General features: G+C 44.0%; 16 protein-coding genes. 11 read left to right on the top strand and 5 right to left on the bottom strand.

Going from position 1 to position 18,845, the window contains the following annotated elements:
- Positions 1 to 31 precede the first annotated feature (31 nt).
- From cccB to minJ, 6 genes are all read left to right on the top strand, one after another.
- Positions 32 to 370 (top strand): cytochrome c551, encoded by a 339-nt coding sequence (gene cccB, locus BSI_RS19795; protein ID WP_019259594.1) that lies wholly within the window; start codon positions 32 to 34, stop codon positions 368 to 370.
- Between the two features lie 234 nt (positions 371 to 604).
- Positions 605 to 1,291, top strand: a complete 687-nt coding sequence (ftsE, locus tag BSI_RS19800) for a cell division ATP-binding protein FtsE (RefSeq protein WP_003235431.1) — start codon at positions 605 to 607, stop codon at positions 1,289 to 1,291.
- The gene (gene ftsX / locus BSI_RS19805; protein WP_032731804.1) at positions 1,284 to 2,174 is read left to right on the top strand and encodes a permease-like cell division protein FtsX; all 891 of its coding nucleotides are present in this window, start codon (positions 1,284 to 1,286) and stop codon (positions 2,172 to 2,174) included. The genes ftsE and ftsX overlap by 8 nt, the downstream gene beginning before the upstream one ends.
- A 140-nt stretch (positions 2,175 to 2,314) precedes the next feature.
- Complete coding sequence (ctpB, locus tag BSI_RS19810) at positions 2,315 to 3,757, top strand: carboxy-terminal processing protease CtpB (protein WP_003235429.1); 1,443 nt, start codon at positions 2,315 to 2,317, stop codon at positions 3,755 to 3,757.
- Between the two features lie 383 nt (positions 3,758 to 4,140).
- Complete coding sequence (gene swrA / locus BSI_RS19815) at positions 4,141 to 4,494, top strand: swarming motility protein SwrAA (protein WP_015251121.1); 354 nt, start codon at positions 4,141 to 4,143, stop codon at positions 4,492 to 4,494.
- A 78-nt stretch (positions 4,495 to 4,572) separates the two neighbouring features.
- Complete coding sequence (gene minJ / locus BSI_RS19820; RefSeq protein WP_003235428.1) at positions 4,573 to 5,769, top strand: cell division topological determinant MinJ; 1,197 nt, start codon at positions 4,573 to 4,575, stop codon at positions 5,767 to 5,769.
- A gap of 47 nt (positions 5,770 to 5,816) precedes the next feature.
- Here the strand turns inward: minJ and BSI_RS19825 are convergent, their stop codons facing one another.
- From BSI_RS19825 to BSI_RS19840, 4 genes are all read right to left on the bottom strand, one after another.
- Positions 5,817 to 7,151, bottom strand: coding sequence for an MFS transporter (locus BSI_RS19825; protein WP_003235427.1), 1,335 nt, complete (start codon positions 7,149 to 7,151; stop codon positions 5,817 to 5,819).
- A gap of 30 nt (positions 7,152 to 7,181) precedes the next feature.
- Complete coding sequence (locus BSI_RS19830; RefSeq protein WP_003235426.1) at positions 7,182 to 7,751, bottom strand: TetR/AcrR family transcriptional regulator; 570 nt, start codon at positions 7,749 to 7,751, stop codon at positions 7,182 to 7,184.
- A 76-nt stretch (positions 7,752 to 7,827) separates the two neighbouring features.
- Positions 7,828 to 10,323, bottom strand: coding sequence for a PEP/pyruvate-binding domain-containing protein (locus tag BSI_RS19835; protein WP_003235425.1), 2,496 nt, complete (start codon positions 10,321 to 10,323; stop codon positions 7,828 to 7,830).
- A gap of 299 nt (positions 10,324 to 10,622) precedes the next feature.
- Positions 10,623 to 11,066: a hypothetical protein gene (locus tag BSI_RS19840; RefSeq protein ID WP_003235424.1), complete on the bottom strand. Its 444-nt coding sequence runs from the start codon at positions 11,064 to 11,066 to the stop codon at positions 10,623 to 10,625.
- A 275-nt stretch (positions 11,067 to 11,341) separates the two neighbouring features.
- Between BSI_RS19840 and BSI_RS19845 the strand changes: the two genes are divergently transcribed.
- The 4 genes from BSI_RS19845 to hag all read left to right on the top strand — a co-directional run bounded on the left by BSI_RS19845 (position 11,342) and on the right by hag (position 17,849).
- Positions 11,342 to 11,572 carry a CsbA family protein gene (locus BSI_RS19845; protein ID WP_003228053.1) on the top strand — a complete coding sequence of 77 codons (231 nt, stop codon included), beginning with the start codon at positions 11,342 to 11,344 and terminating at the stop codon, positions 11,570 to 11,572.
- 185 nt (positions 11,573 to 11,757) lie between these two features.
- Positions 11,758 to 13,743 (top strand): excinuclease ABC subunit UvrB, encoded by a 1,986-nt coding sequence (uvrB, locus tag BSI_RS19850; RefSeq protein ID WP_003235422.1) that lies wholly within the window; start codon positions 11,758 to 11,760, stop codon positions 13,741 to 13,743.
- A gap of 7 nt (positions 13,744 to 13,750) precedes the next feature.
- Complete coding sequence (uvrA, locus tag BSI_RS19855; protein WP_003235421.1) at positions 13,751 to 16,624, top strand: excinuclease ABC subunit UvrA; 2,874 nt, start codon at positions 13,751 to 13,753, stop codon at positions 16,622 to 16,624.
- Positions 16,625 to 16,979: 355 nt separating this feature from the next.
- Complete coding sequence (hag, locus tag BSI_RS19860) at positions 16,980 to 17,849, top strand: flagellin Hag (RefSeq protein WP_003235420.1); 870 nt, start codon at positions 16,980 to 16,982, stop codon at positions 17,847 to 17,849.
- Between the two features lie 198 nt (positions 17,850 to 18,047).
- On the opposite strand, the gene BSI_RS19865 is transcribed toward hag, so the two are convergent.
- A complete protein-coding gene (locus BSI_RS19865) occupies positions 18,048 to 18,278 on the bottom strand; it encodes a hypothetical protein (protein WP_003235419.1) in 231 nt (76 codons plus the stop codon).
- 217 nt (positions 18,279 to 18,495) lie between these two features.
- On the opposite strand from BSI_RS19865, the gene yvlA reads away from it, so the two are divergent.
- The gene (gene yvlA / locus BSI_RS19870) at positions 18,496 to 18,822 is read left to right on the top strand and encodes a protein YvlA (protein WP_003235418.1); all 327 of its coding nucleotides are present in this window, start codon (positions 18,496 to 18,498) and stop codon (positions 18,820 to 18,822) included.
- Positions 18,823 to 18,845 lie beyond the last annotated feature (23 nt).

The raw sequence follows: 18,845 nt of genomic DNA, 5'->3' as shown, positions 1-18,845 counted from the left end.
AAGAGATCGTAAAGGAGTTGTGCTTCTCAACATGAAATCAAAGTTATCGATACTAATGCTTGTATTTACGCTTTCTGTTCTGTTGGCTGCCTGCGGTTCAAATGATGCAAAAGAAGAGAAGACAGATACAGGCAGCAAGACTGAAGCCTCTGCATCTGAAGGGGAAGAATTATATCAGCAAAGCTGCGTAGGCTGCCACGGCAAGGATTTAGAAGGTGTGTCAGGGCCTAATCTTCAAGAGGTCGGAGGCAAATACGACGAAGACAAAATTGAAAGCATTATTAAAAACGGCCGCGGCAATATGCCGAAGGGGCTTGTAGATGATAAGGAAGCCGCCGTTATTGCCAAATGGCTGTCAGACAAAAAGTAAGATGAGAAAATCTTTGCCGCAGTGCAGGCAAGGATTTTTTTATGCCATGACAATATGAATGAAAAGAAACTGTAATAGTATTATGTCTAAATTTGACGTATAATGAAGTGTATTGAAAAATGAAACTTTCAGATTTTTCATCTTTTAACAAATGAGTGGGTCATAAATTGTCGAATGCATTCGAAGAGTATGACCGTGTGATACATAAAATGATATAAAAGATTAGGTGATTTCATGATAGAGATGAAAGAAGTATACAAAGCCTATCCGAACGGCGTAAAAGCGCTTAATGGGATTTCTGTTGCCATTCATCCCGGCGAGTTTGTTTATGTTGTCGGTCCGAGCGGAGCGGGTAAGTCTACTTTTATTAAAATGATATACAGAGAAGAAAAGCCGACAAAAGGACAAATTTTACTTAATCATAAAGATCTCGCTACAATTAAAGAAAAAGAGATTCCTTTTGTGCGCCGTAAAATAGGCGTTGTCTTCCAGGATTTTAAACTTCTGCCGAAACTTACTGTTTTTGAAAATGTAGCATTTGCCCTTGAAGTGATTGGAGAACAGCCGTCTGTCATTAAGAAACGGGTGCTTGAAGTGCTTGATCTCGTGCAGCTGAAGCATAAAGCGAGACAATTTCCTGACCAGCTTTCAGGCGGGGAGCAGCAGCGTGTATCTATTGCCAGATCAATTGTGAACAATCCTGATGTTGTCATTGCTGATGAACCTACAGGAAACCTTGATCCGGATACGTCCTGGGAAGTCATGAAGACGCTGGAGGAAATTAATAACCGCGGGACAACAGTCGTGATGGCGACACATAATAAAGAAATCGTAAACACCATTAAGAAACGTGTCATTGCAATCGAAGATGGTATCATTGTGCGTGATGAGTCAAGAGGGGAGTATGGTTCATATGATTAAAATTCTCGGGCGCCACTTGCGTGAGAGTTTTAAATCTCTCGGGAGAAACACATGGATGACGTTTGCATCCATTAGTGCTGTAACCGTTACGCTGATTTTAGTCGGCGTGTTTTTAGTGATTATGCTGAATTTGAATAACATGGCCACGAATGCTGAAAAACAAGTCGAAATCAAAGTTTTGATTGATCTGACTGCAGATCAGAAGGCACAGGACAAGCTGCAGAACGATATTAAGGAACTGAAAGGCATTCAGAGTGTCACTTTTTCATCAAAAGAAAAAGAGCTTGACCAGCTGGTTGACAGTTTTGGTGACAGCGGAAAATCCCTGACGATGCAGGATCAGGAGAACCCGCTTAATGATGCGTTTGTCGTCAAAACTACAGATCCGCATGATACGCCGAACGTGGCCAAAAAGATTGAAAAAATGGATCATGTGTATAAAGTCACTTACGGAAAAGAAGAGGTCAGCCGTTTATTTAAAGTGGTCGGCGTTTCCCGCAACATCGGAATCGCGTTAATTATCGGCTTGGTATTTACGGCGATGTTCTTAATTTCCAACACCATTAAAATTACGATTTTCGCAAGAAGAAAAGAAATTGAAATCATGAAGCTTGTCGGCGCGACGAACTGGTTTATCCGCTGGCCGTTTTTCCTTGAAGGATTACTGCTTGGCGTATTCGGTTCTGTGATTCCGATCGCACTGGTGCTGAGCACTTATCAATACGTCATCGGATGGGTCGTTCCAAAGGTTCAAGGATCATTTGTCTCTCTTCTTCCTTATAATCCATTTGTATTCCAAGTTTCGTTAGTGCTGGTTGCAATCGGCGCAGTAATTGGAGTATGGGGAAGTCTGACTTCCATCCGCAAGTTTCTGCGAGTATAAAGAGAAAAAAGCCGTCCCGCTTCCGGGGCGGCTTTTCTTTTGCCTTCTTTTTCTTCTATGATTACATGAAATCTCCATCCTTTACATATACTATCTCTAGGTTTTGATAAAGACAGTCTGGCATACAGGAGGAGTAAAGGATGAATCAAAAGATAATGGCTGTGATCGCAGCGGGGAGCATGCTGTTCGGAGGCGCCGGTGTATATGCGGGAATGAACCTGCTTGAGATGGATAAGCCCCAGACTGCAGCTGTTCCTGCGACGGCACAAGCTGACTCTGAACGGCATAAGGCTATGGACAAAATCGAAAAAGCGTATGAGTTAATTTCGAATGAGTACGTAGAAAAAGTTGATAGAGAAAAGCTGCTCGAGGGAGCCATCCAAGGAATGCTGTCTACGCTAAATGATCCTTATTCTGTCTATATGGACAAGCAGACGGCTAAGCAATTTTCTGATTCTCTTGATTCCTCGTTTGAAGGCATCGGGGCTGAGGTTGGAATGGAAGACGGCAAAATTATTATTGTTTCTCCATTTAAACAATCACCAGCCGAAAAAGCAGGGCTCAAGCCCAATGATGAAATTATCAGCATCAATGGAGAATCGATGGCCGGCAAGGATTTAAACCAAGCGGTGTTAAAAATAAGAGGAAAGAAAGGGTCCAGCGTTTCAATAAAGATTCAGCGGCCTGGGACGAAGAAGCAGCTGTCATTCCGGATCAAGAGAGCTGAGATTCCGCTCGAAACGGTTTTTGCTTCAGAGAAAAAAGTACAGGGGCATTCTGTCGGGTATATCGCCATCTCTACTTTTTCTGAGCGTACAGCAGAGGATTTTGCAAAAGCGCTGGGGAATCTTGAGAAAAAAGGAATAGAAGGCCTCGTCATAGATGTACGCGGCAACCCGGGCGGATATCTTCAAAGTGTGGAAGAAATTCTTAAGCACTTCGTCACAAAGGATCAGCCGTATATTCAGATTGCTGAACGCAATGGAGATAAAAAACGGTATTTTTCAACATTGACCCATAAAAAAGCGTATCCTGTCAATGTGATCACGGATAAAGGGAGTGCCTCCGCATCGGAAATCCTTGCCGGTGCATTAAAAGAAGCAGGGCATTATGATGTTGTAGGCGATACGTCTTTTGGTAAGGGAACGGTTCAACAGGCTGTTCCGATGGGAGACGGCAGCAACATCAAATTAACGCTTTACAAGTGGCTGACGCCGAATGGGAACTGGATTCATAAGAAAGGAATTGAGCCGACCATTGCAATTAAGCAGCCTGATTATTTTTTCGCCGGGCCCTTGCAGCTTAAGGAACCGCTTAAAGTGGATATGAACAATGAAGACGTCAAGCATGCACAGGTATTATTAAAAGGCCTCAGCTTTGATCCTGGACGTAACGATGGATATTTCAGCAAAGACATGAAAAAAGCGGTTATGGCTTTTCAGGATCAAAACAAGCTGGATAAAACGGGTGTAATCGACACTCGCACTGCAGAGGCATTAAATCAGCAGGTAGAAAAGAAAAAATCCGATGAAAAAAATGACTTGCAGCTTCAAACAGCGCTGAAATCATTATTTGTCAATTAAAGGAGATGGTATTCCATCTCCTGTTTCTTTATGCTTAAAGAGAAAATGGATCATAAGTCACATAAAAATTGAGTTTTTGACAAGAAATTAAAAAAATTTTCACAAATAAACATTTATAAAGGACTGTGATTACCCGATATCAATATATGAGAGAGACTTTCTAACGAGATAATATGCATTTAAAATGAAACTTTTGCAAGTTGCCTAGTCTTTGTTTACTTCATACAATATAAGAAGGTTCTAAAAAGAACAGTAATCAGGTTTATGGCAGCTGAACGACAGGTATTTAAAGAGTAACGTTAGCGAGAATGCTTGTTAGCACTCCAGTACTGCTGCTTATACTGGCCCGTGCTTATCTGTATAAAGAAAATGGGGGTTCACAATTGAAGAGGGCAAGTATTGTGCGTGAAAAAAAATATTATGAATTAGTGGAACAATTAAAAGACAGAACACAAGACGTAACATTTTCGGCTACAAAAGCACTAAGTCTTCTTATGCTATTCAGCAGGTATTTGGTCAATTACACCAATGTCGAATCAGTAAATGACATCAATGAAGAATGTGCCAAACATTATTTTAATTACTTAATGAAAAACCATAAGCGATTAGGAATCAATCTGACAGATATAAAAAGGTCGATGCATCTGATCAGCGGGCTATTGGATGTGGATGTAAACCATTATTTAAAGGATTTTTCACTATCGAATGTCACGCTGTGGATGACGCAAGAGAGATAAACCCTCCTGAGGATATCCAAGCCATTTAATATTTGATAGAATATGAGTAACATGTTTGGCTTGAGGCGGTGAAAGATAGTGTCTGTTCAATGGGGAATTGAACTGTTAAAAGGTGCGGGCCTGTTCTTCTTACACCCGCTTTTCTGGTTTTTTATCATCATAAGCCTGGCTTTTGGCTATGTAAGAATCAAACGGGAACGAAAAACCTTTCATACAAGAATAGCAGATATTTATGATGAACTGAAATTTACTTATACTAAGGGACTGATCCCTGGTCTCCTTTTGTCAGTTGTTGTAGGCGTACTCGGGATCTCGATTCCTCTCGGTATACTTTCGATTATTGCCGTTATCACTGCAGCGGCAGCGCTCACTCTTCGCGCAAACTGGATGTCTGCTGCATATATCGTCAGTGTGAGTATGCTGATAGGTTTTGGGCTGCAAATGAGTCAGGCGGAACCCTTCCTGGAGAGATTCCCGCAAGGATTTGCAGTCGTTTGGCCGGCTATGGCTGTGTTTTTAGGCTTGCTGATTATCATTGAAGGAGCGGTTGCTTATCGCTCTGCACATGTAAGAACATCGCCGGCACTTGTCGTGAGCAGCCGCGGTTTGCCGATCGGCCAGCAGCTGGCAAACCGGATATGGCTTTTGCCGCTGTTCCTTCTCGTACCCGGTAATGGATTAGAATCGCACTTCAGCTGGTGGCCTGTGTTTACTGTTCCCGGCGGGTCATTTCATTTTCTATGGATTCCTTACTTTGTCGGATTCGGGCAAAGGGTGCAGGGATCGCTGCCTGAAACGAGCATAAGGATCACAGCGAAACGCGTTTGTATTCTCGGCCTTGTCGTCACAGCTCTCGGTGCAGCAAGCTTACTGTGGACGCCGCTTGCGGGTGCAGCCGTCTGTGTGGCTGTATTAGGACGTATTTTTCTATCCATTAAGCAAAGGGTGAATGATAACGCGGCTCCGTTTTATTTCTCGAAACGTGATCAGGGCTTAATGGTGCTTGGTATTATACCAAATACGCCAGCTGAGGACCTGGAATTGAAAATCGGGGAAGTCATTACGAAAGTCAATGGCATACCTGTTAAGAACGTATCTGATTTTTATGAAGCACTCCAGCATAACCGTGCATATGTAAAGCTTGAAATTATCGGTTTGAATGGAGAAATTCGCTTTGATCAGCGAGCTTCGTATGAGGGAGAACACCATGAATTGGGTATCCTTTTCGTAAAGGATGACCGTGAAGACGAAGCAGCCGCTTTGTCCGGATCATAAAAGACAGCCCGGCACCGCAAGAAGATGTGGTGCCGGGCTGTTTTGTGTTACGCTGAGTTTTTTTCCATTCGTGCGGTTTCATCAGATTTGATGCCCAATGAAACAAAAACGCCAATGATGGATACAGCAAAGAGAATCATAAATAGGGTGTGATATCCTGAAATCAGGCCGATTAAGGCTGATGAAATGATGCTTCCGAAATAACGGAAGGTCGAGAAAATGCCGGACGCGACTCCTGACATGCCGGGGTCTACTGTGGCAAGGGACGATACCTGCATGCTGGTCAGTCCGACTCCGGATGCGAGCCCTCCCAGGATGAGAGAAATCATCAGGAATAAGACCGAGTGAGAGCTGCTTAAGAACAAAAATAATAGATTCGCTCCAGCCATCATCGCAAATGAAAGAAAAATGATTTTCTTTGCTCCCCATTTGTGATGGAGCTGTGCGCCCACCCAGTTGCTGGCCGACATAAAGATCGAAAATACAGAAAGCGCCATGCCGCTGTTAGACGTATTAAGCCCAAATTGGTTCGTCATGAATAACGGCATGATCAATAAGACGGCATACATCATCAGATTGCTTAATAAGACTGATAGATTGGCATTTGTAAAGGTTGAGCTTTTAAACAGTGTAAAGTCAATAATTGGGTGCTGTGTACGCTTTTCTCTTCTGAAAAAAAGCGGGACAAAAAGAAGTATCAATACACTGTATACCGCATAGCCCCATGAAGCTTCATTTTTCGTCAGCAGGATAATCGAAACGATACTGCCTGCAAGCAAGAGAGAGCCGATGATATCCAGCGGCGCGTTAGATTTGTTTTCTTTATATTGAGGGAACATCGTTAATGCCGTAAATAAAGTTATGGCGAGAAACGGGATATTGACCCAAAAAATTGAATGCCAGCTGAAGCTGTCAATCAGCATAGAGCCGATGAAAGGTCCGAGTGCTGCCCCAAGTCCTGCGCCAAGTCCGAAAAATCCAAACACTTTCGGAAGGCGTTTTTCAGAAACAACGTGACGGATAATGGCAATGCTGTTTGGCGTAAGCAGTGCGCCGCCGACAGCCTGCAATGCCCGAAAGACAATCAACAGCACCAGGCTCGGTGAGAGTGCACAGCCTAAGGATGCGATAAGAAAAAGGCCGACGCCCCATAAGTACATTGTTTTATTGCCGTACATGTCACCGAGTTTTCCGGCAATTGGCTGTGTGACTGCCATTACGATTAAATAAACGGTAACCACCCAAGTGATGCTTGCGATGGACTCGTTATACGTATGGGATATAGATGAGAGCGCGACCGCGATCATCGTTGAGTTAATGGGAACCAGGATGGCCCCCAATAATAGCGAGACGATCAGCGCCCATTCTTTTCTTGAGCTCATTGGGATCCTCCTTTTTGTTATGCCAAGGAGTTAATCAGCAGAAATTCCTTTGACAAATAGAGCGGTGCTATGCTCCAGCATTTTTTCCTGGGGCATTGAAATCACACGGTTTCCTAAATGGAGACGGTGAATAAAATAACCGAAAATGATCGACATGAACACGTCGGCATGCTCCGCTTCATCTCCTGTCTGAATAACCCCTTTTTCGCCCATCGTTTTGAGATAATCAACCAATAGCTGTTTCATAGATTGGGGATATTCAGTTACGTGGTTGATGACATCCTGAAACATGGCTGGTTCACGAAAGCTGATTTTAATCATATCTTTTCTTTGTTCGAGCTCCTCCAAGAGACAGGTTCCGATATGAAGCAGGTCTTTGTACAAATCGCCTTCTGTTTGTTCCAAAATGCTGCTTCTGTTTGGAGGATGCTGAGAAAGCAAAGCCTCAACTAGTCCCTGTTTGTTTTTGAAATTCCTGAAAATCGTCGCTTCACTTACATTTGCTTTTTCTGCGATTTCTTTTGTAGTCGTTGCGCGATATCCTTTTTTGACGAGCAGCTGCATGGCAGCGTCAAGGATTCGCTTGTTTGTCGGTCTCAATACGTTTCACCTCACGAATATACTGGCAGGACAAGTATACACCTGCCCCGCTTGTATAAGAAAGAGGCAGGACGCATCAGGCCCGGCTGACAACTGTGATTTTGCCGCTGCTTCCGTCAACAGTGATGATGTCTCCGTCCTGAAGTCTTTCTGTTGCTGTGCGTGTGCCGAGAACGGCGGGAATGCCATATTCGCGAGCAATAATCGCAGCGTGAGACAAAATGCCGCCCGTATCTGTAATAATCGCTTTGGCGTCTTGAAACAGGCTGGTCCATAGCGGAGTGGTCATTTTGCAAACGAGGACATTCCCAGGCGCGAATTGAGAAAATTCACTGGCGTCCCGAATGATTTTAACCGGACCTGTTGCAATGCCGCTTGATGCCGCAATGCCAAAAATATGATTCTCCGTGTTTTTTTCATCCTCTATGACAGCGCCGACAATTTCTTCAGCAGCTTTGAGCTGTTCTTTTGTCGGAGTGCCGAGATAGGCAGGGGCTTGGGCCAGCTCATATTCGTGAAAGACCTGTCTGCGTTTTTCAGCCTTTTTTTGCAGGGATACAGGGTGAAGAAGCGCGTCTTCCACTTCATCATCATATAAGAACCAAAGGTCTTCACGATCCTGAATGACACCGCTGTCCGCCAGAAGTTCACCTACCTTCAGCAGAAAGATTCTTGCCTTGGCATCCAGCATGGCGTCAATATAAAAGTGGTGATCATCCTTTATATTTGCAGCGCTCAGCGTCCACTGATAGTAACGGTCAAATTCTTTACGCAAAGCGGGATCTTCTATGTTTTCCAAGAACTCATTGTATAATTTCTCTCGTTTTTCTCTCGTTTTCTGAAATTCGTTGTCAAAATGATAGCCATTGCGGACATAATTTTGAATATTGGCCAGTGCAAAATACGGATTTTCTGCCCAGATCTGTTCAATCAGGTCATGGCTCTTAACAGATCTCCACCCGTATTCCTGTAAAAATTCATGAATGTTCTTCAGGAAGTGTCTGCCCACATCTGTTTGTTCCAATTTCTCCTGCAGCTGTTCCGGCTTGTTGTTTTCAAAAATCGCCAGCAGATTCGGGTTTTCCCGAACTTCAACGGAAAATAGCCACAGGCAGCGGTCTGTTTCCAGTGATTTGTTCATTTTTCCTGTTAGCATCTCGTAAAAATGAGCGTTTTCGGACTCTCCTTGAATATGCTGATACATCGCTTGCAGTTTGTTTGTTAGAAGGATTTGCGGGAAAACGATATTGAAGTGCTCCTCATAAGCCGTGAGATAAAAGGCTTTTAATTTTTGAAAAGCATCCAGTGCGCTTTCTGCGGTATGCTCAGTTTGTGCGAGCTGATCCAGCTTCCTGTAAAACGGGAGGTATGTGTGATTGATGATGTCATACATACGCTCCGATAATATCGGAAAAAGCTCTTTGCCGCAGTCTTCAGAAGGTGGCTGTTGTCCGCCTTGGTTTTTGGAATAAATGTGCCCGCGATAAAGTTTTACTTCGTCAACAACTACGCCAATCGGGAACTTTTGCATGCTTTTCTTCAAGCCGTATTCCAGTGCCGGTACGATGAACGAAGAAAATAACGGACTCACCGGACCTTCAATATTTGATTCCATGTTGAGCCAGAAATCATTCATATCAGCGTCTGTAATCATGAAGCTGCGTTCTTCTTCTGCCGCTTTTTTGTCCAATTCAATGGTTGTAATTGGGCGGGCCTGCAGAAGGTATACTTGATGATCAGCGATTCCGAATTCTACATCCACTGGATATCCGTACAGGTCCTCGGTTTTTTTCGTGATTTCAGTCAGTTCAATCACTTGTTCATCTGTAAGGCAAAAACGGCTGCGCATGTCTTCGCTCGTTTCTTTTTCAGCAATTCCTTCTGCCGCAGACTCCATGTAAATTTCCTTTGCGCCTATTTCTTTCTGAATCTCAAACGAAGATTTATTGACTATAAATGTGTCTGGGGTGACACTTCCTGATACGACAGCTTCCCCCAAACCGTAGCTGGCGCTGATTAATAGCTCTCTATCATCATGGGTAACAGGATTGCGGCTGAAAATAACGCCTGATACTTCAGAATCGATCAGGCCTTGAACGACAACCCCCATTAACGGCTCTGCGATTTGATTGTTCATTTTTTTCTTATAGCTGCTGACTCGGCCTGAGAAAAATGAGGCCCAGCATTCTTTCACTTTAGCTAGAAACTCTTCCTCTGTTTTGATATTTAAGTAGGTTTCATATTGACCCGCGAATGAAGCGCCTTCTAAATCTTCCGAGGCAGATGAAGAACGCACGGCAACAGAGCGGTATGATTCTCTCAGCTTGTAAAAGGAATTTGTCAGCTCATGTTTCAGTTCATCTGAAAATGCTCCGGCGATGATCGCGCTCTCAATGCTTTCGCTTGTATCATGAATCTGGTTGTCCTCCATAAAACGGGCGAGTGCATTCGTCTGAATAATAAACCCGTCCGGAACAGGAAGACCGTGTTTGGTCAGTTTGATCAAATTCATGCCTTTTGCTCCAGCCAGCTGGCTGGACTCTTCTGCTTGGCGAAATAAAACAGAATACATATTTGAAACCCCTCTTTCCTTCATTTTGTTTTCTCTCTAGTTTTTTATGACGGAGCCTGTGTTCAAAAAATGATAGTGAACACTATCGTTCAATTGTAGGTTTTCAGGAAAATGCTGTCAAACTCAGAAAGTCCTAAATTAAATGAATAGTTAAGTTAGTTATATTATCATGAAAAATGCAGTTGAACTGGTGCTGTATGCCTATTTTCTTTTATTCTTTTAATCTGGCGGCGGGCATGCATTCATAAAAAAGTGCCGCTGATTGGATCAGCGGCACTCATGTAAATTAATATATGTTCTTACTTTATAGAATAAGTGAAATCATAGTTGCTTGTTGTGCTGTAGTCACCATCATGGGATTTCAGCCTCATGTACACACTTTCTTCGGGCTTAATCGAGGTGAGGTGAATGGAGTCCGTTCCACCTTGGCCATGATCTTCAGCCTTGATAACGATTGTCTTCTCGGGGGTCACATATTGTACTTCAAAATCGTAGTTTTTTCCGCTTGGAGAAGTAAACGAAGCGGACACATCATGCTCGTCAGCCGTTTTGTTTTTCCAAAGGAACCAATCTTCATCGGCAGCCGTCTGGAGCTTCCATCTATAATGATTATCCGGAAGAACTTCAAGTGCTGAACTTTTATTATCAGCTAAACCCGTGATTGCAGAAGCGGGTTGTGTTGCCATAAGGAGACCGGATAGTACAGCTGCTGTTGAAACATATGTAACGAACTTGAACTTCATATTTGTCACTCCCTGTCTATTTTTGTTTTAAACTGACCAGTTCTTACAACCATAATATAACTCTGCTTGTTTATCTTGTAAATCATTCCATTCTATTAATTATCATTGTTAGATCTATTGATGTTTCTCTTGGCCGGGACCAAAGTGCAGATATGATGATTGATTTAGGCTGAAAAAGGGTATGGTGTAGAAAGAGGGAACGATTGCACGATTGTCCGATTCTTCATTTTTTACTATAATCAGATCAGATGAAGAATCCTTGAGGAGGGTTTTTGTTGATTACAAAAGCCGTTTTTGCATTGTTTTTCCCTTTTATGCTCGTTGTTCTTTTTACAAGAGTCACCTTTAATCATTATGTGGCGATCGCTCTAACAGCTGCATTGCTGTTTGCCTCTTATTTGAAAGGCTATACAGAAACGTATTTTATTGTAGGATTGGATGTTGTATCTCTTGTGGCTGGCGGACTGTATATGGCCAAAAAAGCTGCTGAGAAAAAAGAAGAATAAAATCGGACATAATGAATATAACGACTGAATTCCTGCTTTTACGTTTTAAAAGCAGGTTTTTTATACATGAAAACAGCTGGAAATAAAAAACCACCGAACTTTAGTTCGTATTTTTAGTGATTTTGCATTCCATTGTGTTACTATATCTATAGGAAGATTTCGTTAAAGAAACGGAGGCTTATTTTGTGAAAGATCGCTTTGAGTTAGTCTCGAAATATCAGCCCCAGGGAGATCAGCCGAAAGCCATTGAAAAACTTGTAAAAGGAATTCAGGAGGGCAAGAAGCATCAGACTCTGCTGGGTGCGACAGGAACGGGCAAAACATTTACGGTGTCCAATTTGATTAAAGAAGTCAATAAGCCGACTCTCGTGATAGCCCATAACAAAACCCTCGCCGGACAGCTTTACAGTGAGTTCAAGGAATTTTTTCCGAACAACGCTGTCGAGTATTTTGTCAGCTACTATGATTATTATCAGCCGGAGGCGTATGTGCCTCAAACGGATACGTTTATAGAGAAAGACGCAAGTATTAATGATGAAATTGATAAACTGAGACACTCCGCTACATCTTCTTTGTTTGAGCGGAGAGATGTCATTATCATCGCGAGTGTGTCTTGTATATATGGCCTCGGTTCGCCTGAAGAATACCGGGAAATGGTCGTGTCACTGCGGCCTGAAATGGAAATCGAGCGCAACGAGCTGCTCAGAAAGCTTGTAGACATCCAATATGCCCGCAATGATATCGACTTTCAGCGCGGTACATTTCGTGTGCGCGGAGATGTCGTGGAAATCTTCCCGGCATCTCGTGATGAACACTGTGTAAGAGTTGAGTTTTTCGGAGATGAAATTGAACGGATCCGGGAAGTGGACGCCCTGACAGGAGAAATTCTCGGCGACCGCGACCATGTCGCGATTTTTCCGGCATCCCACTTCGTAACGCGGGCCGAGAAAATGGAGAAAGCGATTCAAAATATCGAGAAGGAGCTTGAGGAGCAGCTGAAGGTCATGCATGAAAACGGCAAGCTGCTTGAAGCGCAGCGTTTAGAGCAGCGGACAAGATATGACCTTGAAATGATGCGGGAAATGGGTTTCTGCTCCGGCATTGAGAACTATTCAAGACATCTGACGCTTCGGCCTCCGGGTTCAACGCCGTATACGCTTCTCGATTATTTCCCAGACGATTTTATGATCGTGGTAGATGAGTCGCATGTGACGATTCCTCAGGTGCGCGGCATGTTTAATGGAGACCAGGCGCGGAAACAGGTGCTCGTGGATCACGGCTTCCGTCTTCCGTCAGCGCTTGATAACCGTCCGCTCCGTTTTGAAGAGTTTGAAAAGCATATGCACAATATCGTGTATGTATCAGCAACGCCAGGGCCGTATGAGATTGAGCATACGGATGAAATGATCGAACAGATCATCCGTCCGACGGGGCTTCTTGACCCGCTTATTGATGTGCGCCCGATCGAAGGCCAGATTGATGACTTGATCGGCGAAATTCAAGCAAGAATTGAGCGGGATGAACGGGTGCTCGTGACAACCTTGACGAAGAAAATGTCAGAGGATCTCACCGATTATTTAAAGGAAATTGGCATTAAAGTAAACTATCTGCATTCAGAGATTAAGACGCTTGAACGGATTGAAATTATCCGCGACCTGCGCCTCGGCAAGCATGATGTGCTTATCGGCATCAACCTGCTGAGGGAAGGCCTCGATATACCCGAAGTATCCCTCGTTGCGATTTTGGATGCGGATAAGGAAGGCTTCCTTCGTTCGGAGCGTTCGCTTATCCAGACCATCGGACGGGCAGCAAGGAACTCTGAAGGCCGCGTCATTATGTATGCCGATAAAATAACGAAGTCTATGGAAATTGCGATTAATGAAACAAAACGCCGCCGCGAGCAGCAAGAGCGGTTTAATGAAGAGCACGGCATTACGCCGAAAACAATAAATAAAGAAATTCGCGATGTCATTCGTGCCACAGTAGCAGCTGAGGACAAAGCGGAATACAAAACAAAAGCCGCGCCGAAGCTGTCGAAAATGACGAAGAAAGAACGCCAGAAAGTCGTTGAACAGATGGAGCACGAAATGAAAGAAGCCGCCAAGGCGCTTGACTTTGAAAGAGCCGCGGAGCTTCGCGATTTACTTTTAGAGCTAAAAGCGGAAGGATGATGAACAAATGGCTATGGATCGGATAGAGGTGAAGGGAGCCAGGGCGCATAACCTGAAAAATATAGATGTAACAATTCCGAGAGATCAGCTTGTCGTTGTCACTGGTTTGTCCGGATCAGGGAAATCCTCCCTTGCCTTTGACACCATATATGCAGAAGGACAGCGACGATATGTTGAGTCTTTGTCTGCCTATGCCCGCCAGTTTTTAGGGCAAATGGATAAGCCGGATGTTGATGCAATTGAGGGGCTGTCTCCCGCCATCAGCATTGATCAGAAAACAACGAGCCGCAATCCGAGGTCTACTGTCGGTACGGTAACTGAGATTTATGATTATCTGCGTCTACTGTATGCGAGAGTAGGGAAGCCTCATTGTCCGGAGCACGGAATTGAGATTACATCGCAGACCATCGAGCAAATGGTGGACAGAATTCTGGAATATCCGGAACGGACAAAGCTTCAGGTACTGGCTCCGATTGTCTCGGGCCGAAAAGGCGCTCATGTCAAGGTGCTTGAACAGATCAGAAAACAAGGCTATGTCAGAGTCAGAATTGACGGCGAAATGGCTGAGCTTTCTGATGATATTGAATTAGAAAAGAATAAAAAGCATTCGATTGAGGTTGTCATTGACCGAATTGTAGTGAAAGAAGGCGTGGCAGCCCGTCTGTCAGATTCATTGGAAACGGCCCTCCGTTTAGGTGAAGGACGGGTCATGATTGATGTCATCGGTGAGGAAGAGTTGATGTTCAGTGAGCATCATGCCTGCCCGCACTGCGGATTTTCAATCGGCGAACTTGAGCCGCGGCTGTTTTCATTCAACAGCCCATTCGGAGCGTGTCCGACGTGTGACGGTCTCGGAATGAAGCTTGAAGTGGATGCGGATCTCGTCATCCCCAATCAAGATTTGTCATTGAAGGAGAATGCGGTCGCCCCTTGGACACCGATCAGCTCACAATATTATCCGCAGCTGCTTGAGGCGGTCTGCACCCACTACGGGATTGATATGGACGTGCCTGTAAAAGATCTGCCGAAGCATCAGCTGGATAAAGTGCTGTACGGCAGCGGAGATGATTTGATTTATTTCCGTTATGAAAATGACTTTGGGCAAATACGTGAAGGCGAAATTCAATTTGAAGGCGTATTGCGCAATATTGAAAGACGCTATAAGGAGACAAGCTCTGATTTTATCCGTGAACAAATGGAGCAGTATATGTCTCAGAAGTCTTGTCCTACGTGCAAAGGCTATCGGTTAAAGAAAGAGGCGCTTGCTGTACTGATTGACGGACGCCACATCGGAACAATTACCGAGCTGTCTGTCGGCAATGCACTTGCTTTCTTCAAAGGCCTTACCCTTTCTGAGAAGGATATGAAGATTGCCGATATGATCTTGCGCGAAATTGTGGAGCGCTTAAGCTTTCTGGACAAAGTCGGCCTTGATTACCTGACACTGAGCAGGGCCGCGGGAACATTGTCCGGGGGAGAGGCGCAGCGCATCAGGCTGGCGACGCAAATCGGCTCGCGCTTATCCGGTGTGCTTTATATTTTAGATGAGCCGTCTATCGGCCTGCATCAGCGTGATAACGACCGCTTGATCAGCGCCCTGAAAAACATGAGAGACCTTGGGAACACGCTGATTGTTGTCGAACACGATGAGGACACGATGATGGCAGCCGATTATTTAATTGATATTGGGCCCGGAGCTGGCATTCACGGCGGACAGGTGACATCTGCGGGCACGCCGGAAGAAGTGATGGGAGATCCAAACTCATTAACGGGCAGCTATTTATCAGGGAAAAAGTTCATCCCATTGCCTCCTGAAAGAAGAAAGCCGGACGGCCGTTACATTGAGATTAAAGGCGCTGCAGAAAACAACCTGAAAAAAGCAAATGCCAAGTTCCCGCTTGGAACGTTCACAGCGGTTACAGGGGTTTCCGGATCAGGAAAGAGTACCCTCGTTAATGAAATTTTGCACAAGGCGCTGGCGCAAAAGCTTCATAAAGCGAAAGCGAAGCCCGGCAGCCACAAAGAAATTAAAGGCTTGGATCATTTAGACAAAGTCATTGACATTGACCAGGCGCCAATCGGAAGAACGCCGAGATCCAATCCTGCGACATACACCGGTGTGTTTGATGACATTCGTGATGTATTTGCACAGACAAATGAAGCAAAGGTACGCGGCTATAAAAAAGGCCGTTTCAGCTTTAACGTGAAGGGCGGGCGATGTGAAGCCTGCCGCGGAGACGGGATTATAAAAATTGAAATGCACTTCCTTCCTGACGTATACGTTCCGTGCGAGGTGTGCCACGGCAAACGCTATAACCGGGAAACGCTTGAAGTGACGTACAAAGGAAAAAGCATCTCTGATGTGCTTGATATGACGGTTGAAGATGCTCTTTCTTTCTTTGAAAATATCCCAAAAATCAAGCGTAAGCTCCAAACCCTTTATGATGTCGGTTTAGGTTATATTACGCTCGGCCAGCCGGCAACGACCTTGTCGGGCGGAGAAGCGCAGCGCGTGAAGCTCGCATCGGAGCTGCACAAACGGTCAACAGGGCGCACGCTCTACATTTTAGATGAACCGACGACAGGTTTGCACGTCGACGATATCGCCAGACTTCTTGTCGTGCTTCAGCGTTTGGTGGACAATGGAGATACAGTACTCGTCATTGAGCATAATCTAGATATCATTAAGACGGCAGATTATATTGTGGATCTGGGGCCAGAAGGCGGAGCCGGAGGCGGAACCATTGTCGCGTCGGGAACGCCTGAGGAAATCACTGAAGTGGAAGAATCGTATACAGGCCGTTATTTGAAGCCTGTTATGGAGCGTGACAAAAAACGCATGAAATCGCTCTTAGAAGCGAAAGAAACGGCTACATCTTAAAACCATCTATTTAGAGAGAGTTCAGCTTGTCAGCAAGTCCATCCTTGGGCTTAGCAGGCAAGCTTTTCTTATGGCATAACGGAAAAAGATAATATTTGTGTGATCGTTTCAATTTTTAATGGGTAAAATTTCTTTGGAAAAAAACCTAAACATTTACAAAGCGCTGTCGATATATGAATTGAGGGGCGGATGATGTTTTCCATATTGAGCAAAAAAGCCCTATTAAGGGATTTGAAGGTATCCTTATAACAGGGTCTACATAAGTTAGAAGCTTTACTGGAATCGCAGTCGCCAGAAATCAAAGAAAAGGAAGTCTTTGATTTCAAAAACATATACACATGGAGGTATTTTACACATGAGAATTAACCACAATATCGCAGCGCTTAACACACTAAACCGTTTGTCTTCAAACAACAACGCGAGCTCAAAAAACATGGAGAAACTTTCTTCAGGTCTTCGTATTAACCGTGCAGGAGATGACGCAGCGGGTCTTGCGATCTCTGAAAAAATGAGAGGACAAATCAGAGGTCTTGAAATGGCTTCTAAAAACTCTCAAGACGGAATCTCTCTTATCCAAACAGCTGAGGGTGCATTAACTGAAACTCATGCGATCCTTCAACGTATGCGTGAACTTACTGTTCAAGCAGGAAACACAGGTACGCAAGATGCTACTGACCTTCAAGCGATCCAAGACGAAATGGACTCTTTAATTGAAGAGATCGGTGGGCAAGATGGAAGTAAAGGTATTGCGGACCGTACGCAATTTAACGGTAAAAACCTGTTAGACGGTTCTTTTTCAGAAGCAAGCGGTAAAAAGCTTACATTCCAAATTGGAGCGAATGGCGGACAGCAGTTAAGTGTAAACATTGAGAGCATGAAAGCTGCTGACATAGGTTCAGACACTATTAAAATCAAAGATATTAAAGTAACAGATTTCACAACTAATTCATTTGACGATCAACTTGGAGCTATCGACGCAGCAACGAATCAAGTATCTGCTCAACGTGCTAAACTTGGTGCGGTACAAAACCGTCTAGAGCACACAATCAACAACCTTGGTGCTTCTTCTGAAAACTTAACAGCTGCTGAGTCTCGTATCCGTGACGTTGACATGGCTAAAGAGATGAGCGAGTTCACAAAGAACAATATTCTTTCTCAAGCTTCTCAAGCGATGCTTGCTCAAGCGAACCAACAGCCTCAAAACGTACTTCAATTGTTACGTTAATTTCTGAACGGCTATCTCTTTCTGATAGTCACAGCTTGCCGACAGGAGTCCATTAACTGGATGTGCCGGCAGGCTTTTTTTGTTACAATCATTTTGTGACAGCCAAAATCACTTGTTTCCTCAAAACAAAAAAGGCAAGATCTTGTCATCTAACCTTTAGCTTTGTTTCAGTTATAATGAATGTAACTTTTTCCGCAATTACAAAGTCTTCTTATACAGCTGCTTGCTTACACTCATTAAATCTTGAACAATATGCGTATTGCTGCTGTCGAGCAGCACTTTTATATATTGAATATCGTGAGAGATCGGAAAAGGTCCGTGAATCTGTTCTAGCTCGGCGATCATTTCACGATTCATTCTTTTTTGTTCATGAATCAGCTTTAACACCGATTCTTGTGTTACTGTATAGTCACTGGGATCTTTCTCCATTGCTTGTCCAGCCTCCTTGATTGCCGTAAGCTTTTTACATATTGTAATCGGTACAGCGGAAAGATTCTACTTCTAAAACTTTTTAAAATCCAATTTCCGTAAATCGGAGCATGTCTAAAGAATGAATTTGAAACCTTCAACAGGTTTTAAACGTATGAATAAGTAAAATGTCCCTGATCTTTTGTCATGGGCAATTACAATAGGAGTGTGGAATGAATTGAACCGTAATCAAGCTATTATTGCATCACTTTGTTATTTTAGTGTGTTCATTGCGCCAATCATTGTGCCGATCGTCGCTTATTTTGTTGTAAATGAGAAAGAAACTAAACGCCATGCGATACGTTCTCTTATTTCTCACATTGTTCCTTTTGTCGGCTGGCTGGTCCTTTTTATTGCTTTTCTTGGCGGAGCCGTAGCGATTGATGGAGACAGCCTGCTGCCTGTATTTGTGATCATAGCGGGAGCGGTTATTTATTTCTTAGTTGTTATCGGCATTATCATTTGGAATGTGATTCAGGGTATTAAGGTACTGCGTGCAGCATAAGTAGACAATGGGGAGGAGATCGC

It is taken from the genome of Bacillus inaquosorum KCTC 13429 (assembly GCF_000332645.1).
In the GTDB taxonomy this organism is placed as follows: domain Bacteria; phylum Bacillota; class Bacilli; order Bacillales; family Bacillaceae; genus Bacillus; species Bacillus inaquosorum.
This window is presented reverse-complemented; position numbering and strand designations above follow the sequence as displayed.

Bases quoted from the DNA above. Each gene is read 5' to 3' on its own strand.
- ftsE (WP_003235431.1), top strand. From the start codon at position 605: ATGATAGAGATGAAAGAAGTATACAAAGCCTATCCGAACGGCGTAAAA.
- uvrA (WP_003235421.1), top strand. From the start codon at position 13,751: ATGGCTATGGATCGGATAGAGGTGAAGGGAGCCAGGGCGCATAACCTG.
- BSI_RS19865 (WP_003235419.1), bottom strand. From the start codon at position 18,278: ATGGAGAAAGATCCCAGTGACTATACAGTAACACAAGAATCGGTGTTA.
- ftsX (WP_032731804.1), top strand. From the start codon at position 1,284: ATGATTAAAATTCTCGGGCGCCACTTGCGTGAGAGTTTTAAATCTCTC.
- BSI_RS19840 (WP_003235424.1), bottom strand. From the start codon at position 11,066: ATGAAGTTCAAGTTCGTTACATATGTTTCAACAGCAGCTGTACTATCC.
- BSI_RS19825 (WP_003235427.1), bottom strand. From the start codon at position 7,151: ATGAGCTCAAGAAAAGAATGGGCGCTGATCGTCTCGCTATTATTGGGG.
- BSI_RS19835 (WP_003235425.1), bottom strand. From the start codon at position 10,323: ATGTATTCTGTTTTATTTCGCCAAGCAGAAGAGTCCAGCCAGCTGGCT.
- hag (WP_003235420.1), top strand. From the start codon at position 16,980: ATGAGAATTAACCACAATATCGCAGCGCTTAACACACTAAACCGTTTG.
- cccB (WP_019259594.1), top strand. From the start codon at position 32: ATGAAATCAAAGTTATCGATACTAATGCTTGTATTTACGCTTTCTGTT.
- ctpB (WP_003235429.1), top strand. From the start codon at position 2,315: ATGAATCAAAAGATAATGGCTGTGATCGCAGCGGGGAGCATGCTGTTC.